Raw genomic sequence first — 18,585 nt, 5'->3', positions numbered from 1 at the left:
AATGGCTCGCGGCGCAAAAGAATTGTCAGGAAGACAGAAGGCTGCGATCCTGCTCATCTCTCTCGGGCCGGAAATCTCCGCCCAGGTGTTCAAGCACCTCAGAGAGGACGAGATCGAGCAGCTCACGTTGGAAATTGCCAACGTTCGTAAGGTAGACGCGGATGAAAAGGACAAGATCTTGGCAGAATTCCATCAGATAGCGGTCGCTCAGGAAGTCATCTCTCAAGGCGGAATTACGTACGCCAAGGAGATCCTGCAAAAAGCACTTGGCGAGACCAAGGCAATGGACATCATTAACCGCTTGACAGCAAATCTTCAGGTTCGTCCATTCGACTTTGCAAGAAAAGCGGACCCAGGCCAGATCCTGAACTTTATCCAAAATGAGCATCCGCAAACAATTGCGTTAGTTCTTTCTTATCTGGAACCTCAACAGGCAGCGATGATTCTCTCCGCGCTTCCTCAAGAGAGACAAGCGGAGGTAGCAAAGCGCATCGCCTTGATGGACAGCACGTCACCGGAGGTTATCACGCAAGTGGAGCAGGTTCTGGAACAAAAACTGTCAGCCACCGTTACTCAGGATTATACCCAGGCTGGTGGTATCGAAGCGATTGTCGCTGTTCTTAATGGTGTAGACAGAGGTACAGAGCGGACGATTCTGGATTCTTTGGAAATACAAGACCCAGAGCTGGCAGAAGAGATCAAAAAGCGTATGTTTGTCTTCGAGGATATCGCTACTTTGGACAACCGCTCCATTCAGAGGGTTATCCGCGATGTGGAAAATGCAGATCTCCAGCTTGCGCTTAAAGTTGCCAGCGAAGAAGTCCGTGAAGTTATCTTCCGGAACATGTCCAAACGGATGGCAGATACATTCAAAGAAGAAATGGAATTTATGGGACCTGTCCGTCTGCGTGATGTAGAGGAAGCGCAGTCCCGTATCGTCGCGATCATTCGCCGCCTGGAAGAAGCGGGTGAGATCATCATCGCTCGCGGCGGAGGAGATGATATCATTGTCTAGGATTATCAAGCTGTCTCACTATCAGACATCGGACGAATCTTTTCTTCTCTCCGTGAAGTCTACACACATACAGACGGTTGAATCGGATGAAAGGTTGCAAGAAAATCTACAAATTGTAAAAAATGCAGAAGAAGAAGCCGGAATGATTCTCCAGGATGCGGAAGAAACCGCGCAGGGACAGCTTCGCGAAGCGATGGAGCAGGCTGAAAAAATTCGGCAGGATGCCCTTGCGGAGATTGAACAGTGGTGGGAAAACAAACGGCAGGAAGCAGCTGCGCTTTTTTCCGAAATCGAAGCACAAGCCCGAGAACAAGGGTTTCAAGCCGGTCTTCAGGATGGCAAGCAGCTGGCATGGGAGGAAGAGCGTGAAAAGGTAGAAGAAGCTCGGAATCTGTTGGAGTTTGCCCACCGGGAGAAAGAGCGAATCATCTCTGAAGCTGAACCGTTCCTGGTGGAGTTAAGCCTGGAAATTGCAAAAAAAATTATCGGCAATGAGTTGAGCGCATCTCCGGAAGCTGTCCTTGAGATCGTAAAAAATACGCTTCAGCGTTCGCGGGTGCACGGTGAAATAACTGTCTGCGTCAATCAGCGTCACTTTGACTTTGTTCAGCAGCACCGCCCGCAGCTGCTTGCGCTTTTGGATGGACAAGCAGAGATTGCGATTTACCCTGACCACACGGTAGATGAGGGCGGCTGTGTCATCCGCACCCCGCTGGGCAGCGTGGATGCCCGGATTGATACGCAATTGACAGAAATCAGACAAGCGCTGCTGGATATTGCCAAGGGAAGTGACGAGGCATGACTGTTCTTGATGTAGGCAAGTACAGACATATCCTGCAAGGAATAGATCCGGTACGCGTCAATGGAAAGGTTACCCAGGTAGTAGGGTTGACGATCGAATCGCAGGGACCGGAGGTTAAGCTCGGAGAAATTTGCCATATCTATGCAAGTCAAAGCGAGGAACCGATTGCAGCAGAAGTTGTCGGCTTTCGAGACAATAAAGTGCTGATGATGCCGCTCGGAGAACTGACCGCAATCGGGCCGGGCAGTGATGTTGTTGCGACTGGCCGCTCTCTCCACGTCAAAGTAGGCCCGGAAATTCTCGGCCGAATTCTCGATGGGCTCGGCCGTCCGCTCCAGGGCAGCCTTCCGCTGGGCCTTGCTTCATATCCTACATCGAACATGCCGCCAAATCCGTTGTTGCGGCCGCGTATTCAGGAGCCGCTTAGTGTCGGAGTGCGGGCGATTGATGGATTGTTGACAGTCGGAAAAGGTCAGCGCGTAGGGATTTTCGCCGGGTCTGGTGTCGGTAAGAGTACATTGATGGGCATGATCGCCCGCAATACGACAGCCGACATTAACGTGATCGGATTGATCGGGGAGCGCGGGCGCGAGGTCATGGAGTTTATCGAACGCGACCTCGGTGAAGAGGGGTTGAAAAGATCGGTCGTCGTAGTCGCGACTTCGGATCAACCCGCTATGATACGGATCAAGGGTGCCATGATCGCGACCTCGATCGCCGAGTATTTCCGGGATCGCGGGCTCAATGTCATGATGATGATGGATTCAGTGACTCGCTTTGCTATGGCGCAGCGCGAGATTGGGCTGGCCATCGGGGAGCCACCTGCGACTCGCGGTTATACGCCTTCCGTCTTTGCCATGCTGCCAAAGCTGCTGGAACGTGCGGGTACAGCAGACAAGGGAAGTATTACAGCCTTTTATACTGTACTCGTTGATTCTGATGATATGAACGATCCGATTGCCGATGCTGTTCGCGGAATTTTGGACGGGCATATCGTCCTTGACCGGAAAATCGCCCACAAAGGCCACTTTCCGGCGATCGATGTGATGGCAAGCGTCAGCCGGGTGATGAACGAAATTTGTACAGACGATCATCTGGAGGCAGCCCGTCAGTTGAAGCGGTATTTGGCTACCTATAAGGAAGCAGAGGATTTGATCAATATTGGAGCATACAAGCCGGGCACGAACAGGGAGATTGACCAGGCGATTCGTTACCGAGATGTGATCAGAGATTTTACGATGCAGGGCACCCATGAGCCTTCGGATCTCCAAAGTGCCATTAAGGCGCTGACAGCTCATTTCGGGGGAGTGAACTAGTGTGAAGGTGTTCCAGTTTCATCTCCAGAAGGTTTTGGATGTGAAAGAAAAAGAGAAGGAACAGGCTGAATGGGACTTCGGCAAGTCAATCCAAAGAAAGAATGAAGAAGAGTGGAAGCTGGGGCAGCTGCATGAGCTCCATGAAGAAGCGACAGGGATGCTGCACTCCGTTCAAGCCGAGCCTGTCAGTGTTGCACACCTTATGGAGATTACGCGGTATCGCCAGTCAGTCGAGCGTTCTATCCACAACCAGAAGCAAATGGTGTATGGATGCGTACGCGAAATGGAACGGTGTCAAATGCTCTTGACAGAGCGCATGAAAGAAACGCAATTGTGGCATAAGCTCCGGGAGAGGGCCCATGGGCAGTATCTCGAGGCTGAAAAACAACGGGAACAAAAAGAGATGGACGAAATTGGCACGCAGCTCTATCTTCGCAAAAGCAACTGATGGAGGTTCACTATGGAAGAGATCCAAGAAGAACGGGAATACAGCAGGTGGGAATGGTTCTTTTACATGATTGTCATCCCTGCTCTGTTTGCCACACTCCTTGGGGGGGTCTTTCTCAGCTTTCTGGGTGTCAACGTCTTGGGACAAGTGCTTACATGGGCAAACAGCATTCCCTACGTGGAAAAATTAGTTCCCGACGATTATGCGGCAGGCGATGGAGAAGCACCAATGGTAGATAAGGGAAAACAGGTACAAAGCCTGCAGGAAGAACAAGCAAAAAGCCAGCAAACCATCGCCAGCTTGCAAGGAGAAGCAGAGAAGAAGGACGCCACCATTCAAGCGCTGGAGAAACAAGTTCAGGATTTGCAAAAAATGATCGAGGACAAGCGGACGACAGAGGAAGAACGCCAAAAGCAGTACCAGGATTTGGCGAAGCTGTATTCTACGATGTCGCCGAAAAACGCGGCTGCCATCGTAGAGAATTTAAGTCTGGAAGAAGCCGTTACGGTGATGAAGAAGATGAAGGCGGATCAGCAGGCGAACATTTTGGCCAAAATGGACCCGAAAAAAGCTGCTGATATCTCGATCCTGCTGAAGGACTCGGTTGTAAACAAAGACGACGACATCGCAGCCTTGCAGGAGAGAGTTCAAGTGCTGACAAAAGCGCTGAGCGAAACGAGGAAAGATACGACCAGCTTGGACGCGCTTGTTCAGACATTTTCACAGATGCCCGCCGAGGATGCGGCCTCCATTATCCGCTCGCTCATGGGGACCAATAAGAACCGTGCAATCTCGGTTCTGGCGGGCATGTCCAATGACAAACGGGCGTCTATCCTGGCGGCCGTAGCCAAGGAAGACAGCAAAAAGAAAGAAGATGTAGCAGCCCGAATTACCAGCGAGTTGCTTCGATAAGCGGAGAAGAGCCTAAAGCTTGTTCGCTTGTCGTTTTCCATAAGCAACAAAAAACAAGAGGAGGTGACAGAGATGAATGTAGCCAATGTCGCTGCGCCAGCAGTACCCGCTTCGGTAGGAACATCTGCAAACGGTTCAGCCATTCTGACGGGGACGGCTGGTCAGCAACTGCCTGGGACTCTGGAGAATTTGTTTGCCATGCAGATGATGTCAGCTCTCGAACAATTAGAGGGAATGGAGGATGCTGTCATTCAGGTTGAAGCGGACGGAATGGACACAGAAGACCAGGAAGAAATTGCTGAATTGCTAGCCATGCTCCAACAGTTGTTTGCAACGTCGCAGTCCCAGAGCCATGACATCGTCAATTCGTTGGAAGCAAAGACAAAAGAGCTGGCTGACATGATGAACAAGCTTCCGAAGACAGCGGTCTTGTCTGACAGTCAAGTTCAGAACTTGCTAGCTACGTTCACTCAACGGGGACTTTCCCAAGCAACAGCAGAAAAGCTGGCCAATTTTATGGCGGCGCTCAACCAATCCAATGAGACTATGCCCCAAGGCCTTGTGCCCGCTCGTTCAAAGGAACAGTCGACTGCGGCGTATATGTCACAGCGGACAAACCTGATGTCGACGATACAGCCGGTGCGCGTGTCACACGCATTGTCCAGCTACCAGGCCGAGGCCGGTGTGCAGGCGAAAACAGCCGCTCCAACCAGCCAGCAGCAAACGGCAGATTTCATGATGGAGCCAGACGCCAATCCTTTGACTGCACAACAGAACAATCCGAATGTGCAAACGTTTGGGCAAAAAGGAAATGTTCCGACTGGCGGCCATCCAATCCACGCGAATCAGTTCAGCCAGCAGGTGACACAGTTGTTTGTGAAGCAAATGAAGCTGACGCAAGTGGACGGGGTGCACGAGGCAAGGCTGATCTTGTATCCGCAGTCTCTCGGACAGGTTGACGTCAAAATCACTTCCCATAACGGGATGATTACCGCTCATTTTTCCGCGGAAACAACCGCCGGAAAAGAATTGCTGGACAACCAGCTGCCTCAGCTGCGCGCTGCATTGACGCAGCAAGGACTGCAAGTCGACCGTCTGGAGGTAAATCAGCAGCAACAGGCTGGAAGCTTGCCATTTCAGCAGCAGCAACGAGAACGCCAGCAGCAGCAAAACAATGAAAATCAGCAAAGCGACAGGCAGGACAAAGCTGAATTCTCGCTCGATGCTCTTGTAGAAGGCAGCGATGAGATCAGTAAAATCGGTTATTCCGGCTAAGGAACAGGACAAGGAGGAACCGCCATGCACTCGTTTAACGTCGGGCAGACCTACTTTCCTGTCAAACCAAGCCATACCGTACCTGCACGTTCAGGCAGTTCTGCGACAAACGGGAAAGCCTTTCGCGACTACCTGACGGAATCTGTTGAGAAAGCCAAGAGGTCTCAGGAGATCACTTTCAGTCAGCATGCGTTGAACCGTTTGAATGAAAGAGGAATCAGCCTGGATGAGACCAAGATGGACCGTCTGGCTGGCGGCGTCAAAAAGGCTGCCGACAAAGGCGCAAGGGAATCTCTGATCATGATGGACAATGTAGCGTTCGTGGTCAGCATCCAGAATCGGAAAGTGATTACTGCCGTAGATGACGGACGAATGAAGGATAGCGTTTTTACCAATATAGACAGTGCTGTGTTTGTGTAACGAACGAGGGCTGGACCTCTTCGGAGGAAGCCTGCGGACTGCCGACTGACTGAAGCAGTCAATTACTGAATATTATCGAGGAGGAATCGCATTATGCTGCGTTCTATGTATTCGGGCATCTCAGGTTTGCGCGGATTTCAGACAAAACTAGATGTGATCGGCAACAACATCGCCAACGTGAATACCGTAGGCTTCAAAAAAGGACGCGTCATGTTCCAGGACATTCTCAGCCAGAACATCGCGGGAGCGACAGCGCCAGCAGATCAGGGAGGGAAAGGCGGTACAAACCCGATTCAAATCGGTTTGGGGTCGCAAATGGCTTCAATTGATACTGTCTTCTCTGCCGGCAGCCCTATGCAAACGAACCTGCCAACCGATTTGTCCATTGAAGGCGACGGCTTCTTCATGGTAACGCCCGACGATGGCACTACTTTCTACTATACGCGGGCAGGGAACTTTACCCGGGATTCGCAAGGATACTTGGTAAACTCCCAGGGTCTCAAGCTCGTAGACAGCGGTGGAGGAACCATTCAAATCCCGCAGGACACCTACGTTTCCTATTCGATTGGAAAAGATGGGGTGGTCACTACGGTTGACGCGCAAGGTGCTTTGGACACGCCGTTCACTATTGGCGTCATGAAATTCAACAATCCGGGCGGGCTCAAAAAAATCGGCAATTCCTTGTATGAAAATACGAACAATGCTGGCCCATTCGATGGTGCTCCTGATACGCCGATCACAGCTGCTCAGGCTCAAGTAAGCATCATCTCCGGACAGCTGGAAATGTCCAACGTTGACCTGTCCGAGGAATTCACCGAGATGATCGTTGCTCAGCGCGGATTCCAGGCAAACTCCCGGATCATTACGACATCTGATACGGTACTGGAAGAACTGGTGAATCTGAAACGATAATGTGTAAAGGGGATCGGGGAGTGAAGCTGCTTGCTTCCTCCCCCCTACAACCCGAAAGGAGCGGCAGATGATCCAACTAACCCGATTCAACGGCGCACAGTTTTACTTGAACGCGACGCACATAGAGACGGTGGAGTCCACTCCCGATACGGTTATCACCTTGCTTACGGGGAAAAAGCACATCGTGAAAGAAACGGCAGAGGAAGTGATCGCGCGGATCCTGCGTTTCTACCAGCACGCGTTCCCGGCGTTTACACCGCCGCGCATGCCGGAAGACGATTCCATTGAATAGCGGGAGGCGCAAAAAATGTTTCAAAATCGCTTGTTTAACATGGCCCTTATCATCATTATTGCGATATCGCTTCTAGGAGTCATATCGTTCGTGCTCTGGCAAACCTATCTCTCCCCTGCAGCACAATCAGCAAGCCATGACGAATCCAAAGAGGTAAAGGCTCTTTCGGCCAAGGAAATGCAAGAGTACTCGGTTGACACTGGCGAGATTACCACAAACCTGCTCTCCAAAAACTACATCATCGTTCGTTTCACCATCACTGCGGACAGCAGCAGTTCCAAGGAAGAGCTGGAGCAACGCCTGCCTCAGGTGAACCAGATTATCATCAAGACACTAGCAGGTCTGGAACCCGATGACATCAAGGGAACAGAGGGAATCAACAAGCTGGAAGCCAAAATCATGAACGAGATTAGCGCATTGATGCAGGAAGGCAAAATCGTTCAGGTAATCACAACGAAACAGCTCCTATCTTAACAAATGATGAATGAATACATAGCAAGGGGGTGACGACAGATGGCCGAGGTTCTCTCACAAAGTGAGATTGACGCGTTGTTGGCAGCACTTTCTTCCGGAGAGATGGATGCCAACGAGCTGAAAAAAGAAGAGACTGAGCGGCGGGTTAAAGTATACGACTTCAAGCGGGCATTGCGATTTTCCAAAGATCAGATTCGCGGATTGACGCGTATCCACGAAAACTATGCACGGTTGTTGACGACATATTTTTCAGCTCAGCTTCGTACCTTCGTGCAAATAACAGTTGCCTCCGTCGACCAATTACCGTATGACGAGTTTATTCGCTCCATTCCGAAGATGACGATTCTCAATATTTTTGAGGCGCCACCACTTGAAGGCCGAATGGTTTTGGAAGTGAATCCAAACATCGCATACACGATGCTGGATCGACTCCTTGGCGGGCAAGGAATTATCCCCGACAAAATGGGGGCACTGACAGAAATCGAGACAACCGTGATGGAGCGCGTGTTTGGAAAGGCATTGGATACCTTCCATGAAGCGTGGAAACAAATTATCGAGTTGGACCCGTATTTGGAAGGGCTTGAAATGAATCCCCAATTCATGCAGATCGTTTCTCCGAACGAAATCGTGGCGGTTATCTCCTTTAGTACAAAAATTGGAGATACGACGGGGATGATCAACCTGTGTCTGCCACACGTCGTGTTGGAGCCAATCATGTCGAAGCTGTCCGGACAGTACTGGTTTTCCAAACAGAAGAAAACGAGGGATGAAGAGGAGCGATTGCGGGTTGAGGAGCGGGTGAAAGCAGCCAGCCTGCCGATTATCGCGGAGTTGGGTACCGCTACCATCACCGTAGGAGAGTTTTTGCAGCTTCAGGTCGGTGATGTGATCCAGCTCGATCATCTCGTCGATAACAAGTTGAGAATTAAAGTGGGAGATCAACTGAAGTTCCTGGGACAGCCCGGCACGCAAAAAGGTCGTGTTGCGGTGCAGATCGACGAAGTCCTTGAGGAAGGGGAGGAAATGAATGAGTAGAGACATGCTTTCTCAAGAAGAAATTGACGCGCTGCTGCGAGCAAACAATTTGGTAGAAGAGGAAACGGAACAACAGAGCGTGCCAGATGTGGCCGACTACCTGTCGGCGTTTGAGCAAGACGCACTTGGAGAGATTGGAAACATCTCTTTTGGCAGTGCAGCAACGGCTCTCTCTACCTTGTTAAGCCAAAAGGTGGATATTACGACGCCTACTGTTTCGATGGTTCAAGTCAGCGAGTTGGAAAAAGAGTTTCCCATGCCGCATGTCGCAGTTCACGTAGAGTATACAGATGGCTTTAAAGGCGTCAACCTGCTTGTCGTCCGGATGGAAGATGCGGCGGTTGTAGCCGATCTGATGATGGGCGGGGATGGTCGCCCGAGCACGACGGAAATGTCCGATCTGCATATAAGTGCAGTTCAAGAGGCCATGAATCAAATGATGGGGTCTGCAGCCACGTCGATGTCTACCATTTTTAATCAACTGGTAAACATCACACCGCCAGGGATTGATGTGATGGATCTTGCGCAGGGGAAGGGCGGAGACAGCTTCACGGAGGATGACACCCCGCTGGTCAAAGTCTCATTCCGTTTAAAGGTAGGGGAGCAAGGAGAGCTGATCGACTCCAATATCATGCAGCTCTTGCCGCTATCCTTTGCGAAGGATATGATCGGACGTCTGACTGGCGCATCAGATGCGGATGCCGCTGCTGCAAGTCCTGCTGAGGAAGCTCAAGCGCCCTCTGCTCCTAGTCAGCCGGCTGGCCACACCGAACCAACGATTCCGGCAAGTCCAGCCACTCAGCCGCCAGCAGCAGCTGCACAGACACCTTATCCAGAACAGCCGGCACAAGCGCCGCACCCTGGTTACGCACCACCGCCGATGGGTTATCAGGCTCCGCCGATGTACCAGGATCCATATGGTCAGCATCCTTATCCACCGGCTTATGCGTACCCGCCGCAATATGTCCAGCCGCCGGTTCCACACGCTCCCCAGCACTTTGGAGCACAGCCGATGAATGTTGCCAATGTGAAAGCAGCGCAATTTTCTCCGTTCGGTGGCGGTATGATGGCTGCACCTGACGAACAGAACCTGAATTTGCTATTGGACATTCCTCTGCAGGTGACAGTCGAGCTTGGCCGTACGAAGAAGCTGATCAAAGACATACTGGATCTTTCAGCCGGATCGATCATCCAACTGGACAAGCTGGCTGGTGAGCATGTAGACATTTTGGTAAACAACAAATTGATCGCCAAAGGCGAGGTTGTGGTCATCGACGAAAACTTCGGGGTTCGCGTAACCGACATTATCAGTCCGATTGACCGCGTTTCGAAATTGCAATAACAACGGTAAAAACGAGGAGGAGCTAATCCATGTCTAACAAAGTTCTCATTGTTGATGACGCAGCATTTATGCGCATGATGATTAAAGAAATTCTGTCTAAAAACGGGTACAGCGTCGTCGGAGAAGCAAGCGACGGAGCACAGGCAGTAGAAAAATACAAAGAACTCGGTCCTGACCTGGTCACCATGGATATTACCATGCCAGAGATGGATGGAATCTCGGCACTGAAAGAAATCAAAAAGATTGATCCGAATGCTCGTGTCATCATGTGTTCTGCGATGGGGCAGCAGGCAATGGTAATTGACGCCATTCAGGCAGGAGCAAAAGATTTTATCGTGAAGCCGTTCCAGGCAGATCGCGTATTGGAAGCGATCAAAAAGACGTTGAGCTAATGATGAAACTCCGGGACACAAGGGTGCGGCTCATCTGGATTTGTTGCCTGCTGTTGTTGTTCGTCGCTTCCCTTCCGGCTCAGGCTTTGGCGGAGAGCAGTTCTGTCGCCGATGCACTGAAAAAAGGCACGCTATCGACTGATGGGTCCGCCGGTCCACAGGAACCGGCACCCATTCCAGGAAGCGGGTCTGGCAGTATGTGGGGTTACCTGATACAGGTTATTTTCTCACTGGGCATCATTCTGGTTCTCATCTATTTGTTGCTGCGTTTTTTGTCAAAGCGTCAGGTTGGAATGGCACAAGGGCCGATTAAAGTCATCAGTATGGCACCGCTCGGGAATGGGAAGTCGGTCCAAGTGGTAATGATCGGAGAATCATTGTACGTGCTCGGTGTCGGTGAAAATGTTCAATTGCTTCATCACATACCGGCTGGAGAGGAAGCTGACCTGATTTTGGCAGATGCAGAAATAAAAGGCGCGCTGCCATCGCCGCTGAAATGGCTCCCATTTGGCGGCAATCGAAAGAACAGTGACGAATTTTTCCAGCCTTCCGATGGGCAAGGTCGTACGTTTGAAGAAATCCTACGAAACCAGTGGGGAACGGTAACAAAACGCTCGGAACAAAATGTCCGCTGGATGGATGAGCAAGGTAAGGACAGAGGAGATTTGGGATGAAACAAATACTGCAGCTGCTCGTGATTGTGCTCGCATTGCTGGTCATACCGGATATGGCGGCAGCAGCACCGGTTCAACCATCATTGGTCCCTACGATTGACTTGAAAATTGGGGGCGGAGCTGGTACGCCGCAGGAGACTTCGACAGCCATTCAATTGCTGTTGATCTTGACAGTTCTGTCCGTAGCGCCTGCCATTTTGCTGCTCATGACCAGCTTTACGCGAATTGTCGTCGTATTGTCGTTTGTCCGCAATGCATTGGCAACTCAGCAAATGCCACCAAACCAGGTATTGATCGCACTCGCTCTGTTCATGACCTTTTTTATCATGTCCCCGACATTGGCCAAGGTAAATGAGACGGCTGTCCAGCCTTTTATGCAGGGGCAATTATCGCAAGAACAGGCGTTTGCGGCTGCGGTCATCCCATTCAAGGAATTTATGGCCAAACAGACACGTGAAAAGGACCTGGCGCTGTTTCTGGAGTTTGCAAAGGCAGAGCGGCCGAAGACAGTACAAGATATTCCGCTTACTGCATTGGTTCCCGCTTATGCGATCAGTGAACTGAAAACAGCATTTCAAATCGGTTTTATGATTTTTATTCCGTTTCTTGTCATCGATATGATTATTGCAAGTATTCTGATGGGAATGGGGATGATGATGCTTCCCCCGGTGATGATCTCACTCCCGTTCAAAATTTTGCTGTTCATCATGGTCGATGGCTGGTACCTGGTAGTCAAATCTCTTCTGACCAGCTTTTAGCGTACGAGAGGCACCCGGCCAAGGAGGGTAGAGCATGACACAAGAGTTACTTATGAGAGTTGCCCAAAGCTCTGTCTATACGATTTTGCTGATCGCTGCTCCGGCGCTGGGCGTAGGTCTGCTGGTAGGGTTGATCGTCAGCATTTTTCAAGCAACGACACAAATTCAGGAGCAAACGCTCGCTTTTATTCCCAAAATCGTCGCCATCCTGGTCACCATCCTGGCTGTCGGCCCTTGGATGCTGCGAATCATGCTCGAGTTCACCATGGGGATATTTGGGAATCTCCACAAGTTTGTCGGGTAACCAATGACAGCCTTCTTGGTTCACCTACCTGTGTTGTTGCTTGTATTTGTCCGCCTGACCGCTTTCTTCGTATCGGCTCCGTTTTTCTCGATGAAAGGCGTGCCGAATCAGTTTAAGATCGGTTTGGCTTTGTTTATGGCGGTCATCAGTTTTGGTTCTGTCCCGGTTCAAGGGGCAATCCCGATGGATTTGACATTTATCCTTTACGTCATCAAAGAGGCATTGGTCGGCGTCATATTGGGCTATATTTGCGAGTTGATGTATGTCACTGTCCAGGTTGCGGGCGGGATCATGGATATGCAAATGGGGCTGGCTATGGCCAACGTCATCGATCCGCGGACCGGTGCGTACGTTCCGCTTACGGGCCAATTCAAAAACGTTTTGGCGATGCTATACTTTCTGAGCATGAATGGACATCATATGCTCATTCGCGGAATCATCAAAAGCTATCAAGCCATTCCAATCGATGCCGTATGGGCTGCTTTGGGCAGCGAACAGGTCATGTGGCTGGCGGTAAAAGTATTTCGGGAAATGTTTCTAAGCGCCTTTCTGATTGCTACGCCGATAATCGTTTCATTGTTTCTGGTAGACCTTTCTCTTGGTATTATCGCCAAATCAGTCCCGCAATTTAATATTTTTGTTGTTGGATTTCCGATCAAACTGCTGGCAGGCTTTCTTCTGTTAATCGTAGTGATGCCTGCATTTCTCCTGACGTTAAGCAGTTTGTTCGAAAAAATGTTTCGATCGTTAGCGGAGATGATGAAGCTGCTCGGAGGAACAGGATGAACCGAATAACTTTTTTGTACCCTGTCGACCTCCAATACTTCAGCGGAGAGAAGACAGAAAAGGCAACTCCCAAAAAGAAACAGGATGCCCGTAAAAAAGGGCAAGTGGTGAAAAGCGCCGACTTGTCTCCGGCGCTTAGCCTGATGGCAGCGTTTCTCATGCTCGTCGCTTTTGGTGCAACTATGTTTCATTCCTTTGAAAACCTGATGAGAGAGTCCCTGATCACCTTTGCGACGTGGCAAGTAAATGAAGAAAACCTGGCAATCATTATCCGGAAGGTTGCCTGGGAAGCAGTCAAGATTGCCGGGCCAGTGCTCGCCGCTGTTTTTTTAGTTGCCCTCTTTGCAAACTACGCCCAGGTGGGGTGGCTGTTTACGACAGAGACGATTCAGTTCAAACTGGAAAAATTGGACCCTATCAAGGGGGCCAAACGAATGTTCAGCCTCCGTTCATTGGTGGAGCTGGCCAAATCGCTTTTAAAAATCAGTACAGGCATACTGGTTGCCTACATGATCTTGTGGGATGTGCGAGATGAATTAATCAAGCTCTCCATGCAACCGCTGGAAGCGACGCTCTCCTTTGCTGCAGCGGAAGCTTCCAAACTGGGACTGCTAATCGGGCTGTTGCTTCTCATCTTGGCTATTTTGGATTACTTGTATCAACGATATGAGTACGAAAAAAATCTGCGAATGTCCAAACAGGATATTAAAGACGAATACAAACAATCAGATGGTGATCCCCTCATTAGAGGGAAGATTCGTGAGCGTCAGCGCAGCATGGCAATGCGGCGCATGATGCAGGAGCTGCCGAAAGCCGATGTAGTGATTACCAACCCGACTCACTTTGCGGTTGCGATCCGCTACGACAGCAATGAGATGCACGCGCCGACAGTGATTGCCAAAGGGCAAGACTACATGGCATTGAAGATTAAGGAAATTGCAAAGAAACACCGTATTGTAACGATGGAAAACAAGCCTCTTGCCAGGGCTCTACATAGCCAGGTGGAGATTGGTCAGCCGATACCTGAAGAATTGTTTAAAGCGGTTGCCGAGGTTCTCGCCTATGTATACAAACTGCAAGGGAAAGTGAAGTAAAACAAAGAAGAGAGGAGGACTAACGGTGGGATTAAAGATGAAAGAGCTAGGTACGGTCTTGTTTGTCATTAGTATCGTTGTCATGATGGTGATCCCACTGCCTTCCGAGTTGTTGGATCTGCTTCTCATATTGAACATCTCCCTTGCCTTGACGATTTTGCTAGTGTCTATGTACACGCGGGAGACATTGCAGTTCTCCATCTTTCCTACAGTCCTGCTGATTACGACACTCTTTCGACTGGCTTTGAACGTCTCGACGACGCGAAACATTCTTTCGCATGCCGAGGGCGGAAAAGTTATTGAAGCGTTCGGCAGCTTCGTCGTAGGCGGCAATCAGGTCGTAGGTTTTGTTGTTTTCCTGATCCTTGTCATTATTCAGTTTATCGTGATTACAAAAGGCTCGGAGCGCGTTGCCGAGGTTGCAGCACGCTTTACCCTGGATGCAATGCCAGGGAAACAAATGAGTATTGATGCGGACTTGAATGCCGGGATGATTACCGATACAGAAGCTCGGGCCCGTCGGAAAAAAATCGAAGACGAGGCGGATTTCTACGGCGCGATGGATGGTGCCAGCAAGTTTGTGAAAGGGGACGCCATCGCCGGTATTATCATCTTTATCGTGAATATTATCGGCGGATTTATCATCGGCATGGTGATTCATGACATGAGCTTTGCCGAGTCCGCTTCTAAATTTACAACGATGTCCGTAGGTGACGCGCTTGTCAGCCAAATCCCGGCGCTGCTCATTTCGACTGCGACCGGTATCATCGTAACGCGCGCAACGTCTGGAGACGGACTGGGCGAAGATATCGCCAATCAGCTATTCAGCTACCCGCGCCTGCTGTTTATCGTGGCCGGTGGAATATTCCTGCTTGGCTTGCTCACGCCCATTGGTCTGGTGCCTGTTGTTCCGATTTCCGGCTTGCTCGCTTTTGCCGGATGGAAAATGACGCGGAAGCAAAAGGTGGCCTGGGAAGAGACGGCTCAACAAGAAGAAGATCAGCAGCTGGAAGAAGTGCGCAGTCCAGAAAGCGTCGTCAACCTGCTTCAGGTCGATCCGATCGAATTTGAATTTGGCTATGGACTCATTCCGCTTGCGGACAGCAAGCAGGGTGGTGATCTGCTCGATCGCGTCATTATGATTCGACGCCAGGTTGCCTTGGAACTTGGCATTGTCGTGCCGGTCATCCGCATCCGGGATAACATCCAGCTTCGCCCGAATGAATATGTGATCAAAATCAAGGGGAATCAGATTGCGACGGGAGAAATCCTGCTCGATCATTATCTCGCCATGAGCCCGGGCTTTGACGATGATTCGGTCGTCGGGATCGAAACCGTTGAACCTGCGTTTGGTCTTCCCGCTTTATGGGTAACAGAAGAAAATAAGGAGATTGCTGAACTTTCCGGATATACGGTTGTGGACCCTCCATCTGTTGTCGCCACTCATTTGACCGAAGTGATCAAGCGTCATGCTCATGAATTGCTTGGACGTCAAGAGACGCGGGCACTGATTGACAATGTTAGAGAGGTGGCACCGGTTCTCGTCGATGAGCTGATTCCAGGCTCTCTGTCGATCGGCGAAGTGCAGAAGGTGCTGCAAAAGCTTCTGCGTGAAAAAGTCTCGATTCGCAACCTGACAGTCATTTTGGAAGCATTGGCTGATCATGCGATGTACACAAAAGATCCGGAAGTGTTGACCGAATACGTGCGTCAGGCGATGTCGCGCCAGATCACCCTGCAATATACGGAGCCGGGACAGCCGCTCCGCGTCATCACCGCCGGACCAGGATTAGAAAAGACGATTTCCGAGCACGTAGAGCAGACTGAGCAGGGCAGCTACCTGGCTATCGATCCGGAAACATCACAGCGCATTTATCAGAATATGTCAGCGGAGGTTAGCAGAATGGTCAATTCGGGACAGCAGCCGATCATTCTCTCATCGCCTGCCGTCCGCATGTATCTGCGTCAGCTCATGGAGCGGATGATGCCGGATGTTCCTGTTCTGTCGTACAGCGAGCTGGAGCCACATGTTGAAGTGCAAAGTGTAGGGATGGTGAACATTTCGTGAGAGTAAAACGATACATAGTCGATTCCATGCCGGAAGCACTTGACAAAATTCGTGTTGATCTAGGGTCTGAAGCCATCATTCTCAATTCCAAAGCAATCAAGACGGGAGGCTTTCTCGGTTTTTTTGGAAAGCAGCAAATTGAGGTGGTCGCGGCTGTCGACGACAAAGAATCCGAAAAGCAAAAAAGCTCGGCTGCGGCCAGACAGCGGACCGTTCCCGCCAGACCTGTAACGACCGGCACGAGCACTGCCCAGCGAGCCTATCAGTCTATTGCGGCAAGCTCCCAGACCAAAAGCCAGGGCATTGGGAGCCAGCCGCTGTCGGAAGACGCTGCACCAGTCCTCTTCGGCAAGCAGGATACACGTGAGCAGAGGGTGGAGGCGGAACGTCACGGATCAGACAATCTTCTGAAAGAGCACCACCCAGAAAAAGAACCGATAAAAGAATTGATGAAAGAACCAATGAAAGAACCGATCCAACCCCGGAACTCGAAAACCGACTCGCCCCCGTCGGCGAGTGAGCAGAGCGATCAGATCGCACTTGAGGTCCGCAGCATGCGGCAGATGTTTGAAAAGCTGTTGACCAATGATATGACACAGCAATTGCCCCAGCCGGTTCAAGCGGTGAGAAGCCGATTGAGGCAGCAAGAGGTAACTGAGGAGGCTGCAGCGCAGGTTATTCAGCAAGTCATTCTGGAGTGCGAGACTGATTGGGATGATGCCAAGGCCTCGCAGGTAGCGGAGGAATTGATCGCCAAGCGTCTCGAAAAAGCCGTGAAACGGCCATCTTGCATCGAAAAAGACGTACGGTATGCTTTCTTCTTTGGACCGACTGGCGTGGGAAAGACGACGACCATCGCAAAATTGGCGGCAGCCTGCATGTTAAAGGAAAAGCGGAAAGTCGGCTTTATTACGGCAGACACATATCGGATTGCGGCCGTTGAACAACTGAAGACGTACGCAAACATATTGAATGTACCGTTTGAAGTGGTTTTTTCTCCGAAAGAGATTCCGCAAGCGATGGAGCGATTAAGCGGGTGTGATCTGATCTTTGTCGACACAGCGGGAAGAAACTACCGAAATGACGAGTATGTGCAAGGGATTCGCGATTTGGTGGTGGCAGATCAAAACAGTCTAAACTTTTTGGTACTGAGTCTCACGTCCAAATACAGCGACATGAAGACGATCATCCGCAATTTTGACGATGTTCCGGTTTCCCGGGTCATTTTTACAAAGGCGGACGAAACGGATGCCTATGGGGCCATGCTAAACGTAGCGTTTGAGACGGAGCTCTCGATTTCTTATGTGACTACGGGCCAAAATGTCCCGGACGATATTATCGTGGCGACCCCCCGACTGATAGCTAACATGATAATGGGGGAATGAATCGTATGCATGACCAAGCAAAACGACTTCGTGAGCGAATGCAGCAGAATTCGTCCTCCCGGCAGACGCGGTTGGTTACGGTGACGAGCGGCAAAGGGGGAGTAGGGAAATCCAACTTCAGCCTGAATTTCGCACTTGGCTTGCGCGAAAAAGGGCACAAGGCTATCCTGTTTGATGTCGATTTGGGACTTGCAAACCTGGATGTACTGATGGGAATTACGCCAAAGCGTCACCTGCTGCATTTGATCGATCAAGAGGCAACAGTCTGGGACATCATGGAGACAGGACCCGGAAATTTGGAATTTATCGCGGGAGGTTCAGGGTTTACCCAAATTCTTCAGCTCGACAACCACAAGCTGGATATCCTGTTTCAAAAGCTGGAACCGCTTCACGGCTACGCCGATACGATTATTTTTGACACCGGGGCGGGCATCTCTCAGGAGTCTTTGCGATTCATGCTGTCTTCGGATGAAGTGATTTTGGTCACGACGCCAGAGCCGCCGGCTATTACGGATGCGTATGCTGTAATTAAAATGATTCACTCCCGCAATCCTCAGACGAAGGTACGCCTTGTCATTAACCGGGCAACGTCGGATCGTGAAGGACAAGCCACTGCGGACAAATTGAGCATGGTAGCCAAACGATTTCTGGATATGGAGATAAGCAAGCTCGGCTATGTCATGGATGACGATCATGTCACAAAGGCTGTAAAACAGCAGCGTCCGTATTTCCTTGCCTTTCCGCAATCGCAAGCTTCCAAAAGCATCAGAAATCTGGTAGCTGCATATCTCGGGAGCGCTGGAGCAGCGGGTTCCGGTTCACCAGGAGGTTTAAAAGGTTTCTTTAAGAAGCTGAAGGGCTTCATCCCATAATACAACTAG

General features: G+C 50.6%; 21 protein-coding genes. All 21 read left to right on the top strand.

Annotation, left to right across the window (positions count from 1 at the left end; genetic code table 11):
- The first annotated feature begins 1 nt into the window (after position 1).
- The 21 genes from fliG (at position 2) to NST96_RS15940 (ending at position 18,576) form a co-directional block, all read left to right on the top strand.
- The gene (gene fliG / locus NST96_RS16040; RefSeq protein WP_003385895.1) at positions 2 to 1,015 is read left to right on the top strand and encodes a flagellar motor switch protein FliG; all 1,014 of its coding nucleotides are present in this window, start codon (positions 2 to 4) and stop codon (positions 1,013 to 1,015) included.
- Entirely contained in the window at positions 999 to 1,817 is an 819-nt protein-coding gene (gene fliH / locus NST96_RS16035) for a flagellar assembly protein FliH (RefSeq protein WP_342404175.1), read from the top strand. The genes fliG and fliH overlap by 17 nt, the downstream gene beginning before the upstream one ends.
- The gene (gene fliI / locus NST96_RS16030; RefSeq protein WP_003385893.1) at positions 1,814 to 3,133 is read left to right on the top strand and encodes a flagellar protein export ATPase FliI; all 1,320 of its coding nucleotides are present in this window, start codon (positions 1,814 to 1,816) and stop codon (positions 3,131 to 3,133) included. The genes fliH and fliI overlap by 4 nt, the downstream gene beginning before the upstream one ends.
- Position 3,134: 1 nt before the next feature.
- Entirely contained in the window at positions 3,135 to 3,581 is a 447-nt protein-coding gene (fliJ, locus tag NST96_RS16025) for a flagellar export protein FliJ (protein WP_003385892.1), read from the top strand.
- Positions 3,582 to 3,593: 12 nt separating this feature from the next.
- Complete coding sequence (locus tag NST96_RS16020; protein WP_327970467.1) at positions 3,594 to 4,493, top strand: hypothetical protein; 900 nt, start codon at positions 3,594 to 3,596, stop codon at positions 4,491 to 4,493.
- Between the two features lie 72 nt (positions 4,494 to 4,565).
- Positions 4,566 to 5,768 carry a flagellar hook-length control protein FliK gene (locus NST96_RS16015; protein WP_171506811.1) on the top strand — a complete coding sequence of 401 codons (1,203 nt, stop codon included), beginning with the start codon at positions 4,566 to 4,568 and terminating at the stop codon, positions 5,766 to 5,768.
- A gap of 24 nt (positions 5,769 to 5,792) precedes the next feature.
- Positions 5,793 to 6,188, top strand: coding sequence for a TIGR02530 family flagellar biosynthesis protein (locus NST96_RS16010; protein WP_003385889.1), 396 nt, complete (start codon positions 5,793 to 5,795; stop codon positions 6,186 to 6,188).
- A gap of 93 nt (positions 6,189 to 6,281) precedes the next feature.
- The gene (gene flgG, locus NST96_RS16005) at positions 6,282 to 7,100 is read left to right on the top strand and encodes a flagellar basal body rod protein FlgG (RefSeq protein WP_003385887.1); all 819 of its coding nucleotides are present in this window, start codon (positions 6,282 to 6,284) and stop codon (positions 7,098 to 7,100) included.
- Between the two features lie 67 nt (positions 7,101 to 7,167).
- The gene (locus tag NST96_RS16000) at positions 7,168 to 7,392 is read left to right on the top strand and encodes a flagellar FlbD family protein (RefSeq protein ID WP_003385886.1); all 225 of its coding nucleotides are present in this window, start codon (positions 7,168 to 7,170) and stop codon (positions 7,390 to 7,392) included.
- A 15-nt stretch (positions 7,393 to 7,407) separates the two neighbouring features.
- A complete protein-coding gene (locus NST96_RS15995) occupies positions 7,408 to 7,866 on the top strand; it encodes a flagellar basal body-associated FliL family protein (RefSeq protein WP_003385884.1) in 459 nt (152 codons plus the stop codon).
- Between the two features lie 39 nt (positions 7,867 to 7,905).
- On the top strand, positions 7,906 to 8,901 hold the full coding sequence (fliM, locus tag NST96_RS15990; RefSeq protein WP_003385883.1) for a flagellar motor switch protein FliM: 996 nt from the start codon (positions 7,906 to 7,908) through the stop codon (positions 8,899 to 8,901).
- Complete coding sequence (gene fliY, locus NST96_RS15985) at positions 8,894 to 10,243, top strand: flagellar motor switch phosphatase FliY (protein ID WP_003385882.1); 1,350 nt, start codon at positions 8,894 to 8,896, stop codon at positions 10,241 to 10,243. Before fliM ends, fliY begins: the two co-directional genes overlap by 8 nt.
- Positions 10,244 to 10,272: 29 nt before the next feature.
- Positions 10,273 to 10,635 (top strand): response regulator, encoded by a 363-nt coding sequence (locus tag NST96_RS15980; protein ID WP_003385881.1) that lies wholly within the window; start codon positions 10,273 to 10,275, stop codon positions 10,633 to 10,635.
- Entirely contained in the window at positions 10,635 to 11,309 is a 675-nt protein-coding gene (locus tag NST96_RS15975) for a flagellar biosynthetic protein FliO (protein ID WP_024983837.1), read from the top strand. Before NST96_RS15980 ends, NST96_RS15975 begins: the two co-directional genes overlap by 1 nt.
- Positions 11,306 to 12,067, top strand: coding sequence for a flagellar type III secretion system pore protein FliP (fliP, locus tag NST96_RS15970; protein ID WP_003385879.1), 762 nt, complete (start codon positions 11,306 to 11,308; stop codon positions 12,065 to 12,067). Before NST96_RS15975 ends, fliP begins: the two co-directional genes overlap by 4 nt.
- Positions 12,068 to 12,101: 34 nt before the next feature.
- Entirely contained in the window at positions 12,102 to 12,371 is a 270-nt protein-coding gene (fliQ, locus tag NST96_RS15965; protein ID WP_003385878.1) for a flagellar biosynthesis protein FliQ, read from the top strand.
- 3 nt (positions 12,372 to 12,374) lie between these two features.
- A complete protein-coding gene (fliR, locus tag NST96_RS15960; RefSeq protein ID WP_003385877.1) occupies positions 12,375 to 13,157 on the top strand; it encodes a flagellar biosynthetic protein FliR in 783 nt (260 codons plus the stop codon).
- Positions 13,154 to 14,251, top strand: coding sequence for a flagellar biosynthesis protein FlhB (flhB, locus tag NST96_RS15955; RefSeq protein ID WP_003385876.1), 1,098 nt, complete (start codon positions 13,154 to 13,156; stop codon positions 14,249 to 14,251). Before fliR ends, flhB begins: the two co-directional genes overlap by 4 nt.
- A gap of 25 nt (positions 14,252 to 14,276) precedes the next feature.
- Positions 14,277 to 16,319, top strand: a complete 2,043-nt coding sequence (flhA, locus tag NST96_RS15950; RefSeq protein ID WP_003385875.1) for a flagellar biosynthesis protein FlhA — start codon at positions 14,277 to 14,279, stop codon at positions 16,317 to 16,319.
- A complete protein-coding gene (flhF, locus tag NST96_RS15945; protein ID WP_342404174.1) occupies positions 16,316 to 17,704 on the top strand; it encodes a flagellar biosynthesis protein FlhF in 1,389 nt (462 codons plus the stop codon). The genes flhA and flhF overlap by 4 nt, the downstream gene beginning before the upstream one ends.
- Positions 17,705 to 17,709: 5 nt before the next feature.
- Positions 17,710 to 18,576, top strand: coding sequence for a MinD/ParA family protein (locus NST96_RS15940; RefSeq protein ID WP_003385872.1), 867 nt, complete (start codon positions 17,710 to 17,712; stop codon positions 18,574 to 18,576).
- Positions 18,577 to 18,585 lie beyond the last annotated feature (9 nt).

Origin of the sequence: Brevibacillus sp. FSL K6-2834 (assembly GCF_038592925.1) — a bacterium.
Classification (GTDB): domain Bacteria; phylum Bacillota; class Bacilli; order Brevibacillales; family Brevibacillaceae; genus Brevibacillus; species Brevibacillus borstelensis.
This window is presented reverse-complemented; position numbering and strand designations above follow the sequence as displayed.

Coding starts and splice junctions, on each gene's coding strand:
- fliG (WP_003385895.1), top strand. CDS start 2: ATGGCTCGCGGCGCAAAAGAATTGTCAGGAAGACAGAAGGCTGCGATC.
- fliH (WP_342404175.1), top strand. CDS start 999: ATGATATCATTGTCTAGGATTATCAAGCTGTCTCACTATCAGACATCG.
- fliI (WP_003385893.1), top strand. CDS start 1,814: ATGACTGTTCTTGATGTAGGCAAGTACAGACATATCCTGCAAGGAATA.
- NST96_RS16020 (WP_327970467.1), top strand. CDS start 3,594: ATGGAAGAGATCCAAGAAGAACGGGAATACAGCAGGTGGGAATGGTTC.
- NST96_RS16015 (WP_171506811.1), top strand. CDS start 4,566: ATGAATGTAGCCAATGTCGCTGCGCCAGCAGTACCCGCTTCGGTAGGA.
- NST96_RS16010 (WP_003385889.1), top strand. CDS start 5,793: ATGCACTCGTTTAACGTCGGGCAGACCTACTTTCCTGTCAAACCAAGC.
- flgG (WP_003385887.1), top strand. CDS start 6,282: ATGCTGCGTTCTATGTATTCGGGCATCTCAGGTTTGCGCGGATTTCAG.
- NST96_RS16000 (WP_003385886.1), top strand. CDS start 7,168: ATGATCCAACTAACCCGATTCAACGGCGCACAGTTTTACTTGAACGCG.
- NST96_RS15995 (WP_003385884.1), top strand. CDS start 7,408: ATGTTTCAAAATCGCTTGTTTAACATGGCCCTTATCATCATTATTGCG.
- fliM (WP_003385883.1), top strand. CDS start 7,906: ATGGCCGAGGTTCTCTCACAAAGTGAGATTGACGCGTTGTTGGCAGCA.
- fliY (WP_003385882.1), top strand. CDS start 8,894: ATGAGTAGAGACATGCTTTCTCAAGAAGAAATTGACGCGCTGCTGCGA.
- NST96_RS15980 (WP_003385881.1), top strand. CDS start 10,273: ATGTCTAACAAAGTTCTCATTGTTGATGACGCAGCATTTATGCGCATG.
- NST96_RS15975 (WP_024983837.1), top strand. CDS start 10,635: ATGATGAAACTCCGGGACACAAGGGTGCGGCTCATCTGGATTTGTTGC.
- fliP (WP_003385879.1), top strand. CDS start 11,306: ATGAAACAAATACTGCAGCTGCTCGTGATTGTGCTCGCATTGCTGGTC.
- fliQ (WP_003385878.1), top strand. CDS start 12,102: ATGACACAAGAGTTACTTATGAGAGTTGCCCAAAGCTCTGTCTATACG.
- fliR (WP_003385877.1), top strand. CDS start 12,375: ATGACAGCCTTCTTGGTTCACCTACCTGTGTTGTTGCTTGTATTTGTC.
- flhB (WP_003385876.1), top strand. CDS start 13,154: ATGAACCGAATAACTTTTTTGTACCCTGTCGACCTCCAATACTTCAGC.
- NST96_RS15940 (WP_003385872.1), top strand. CDS start 17,710: ATGCATGACCAAGCAAAACGACTTCGTGAGCGAATGCAGCAGAATTCG.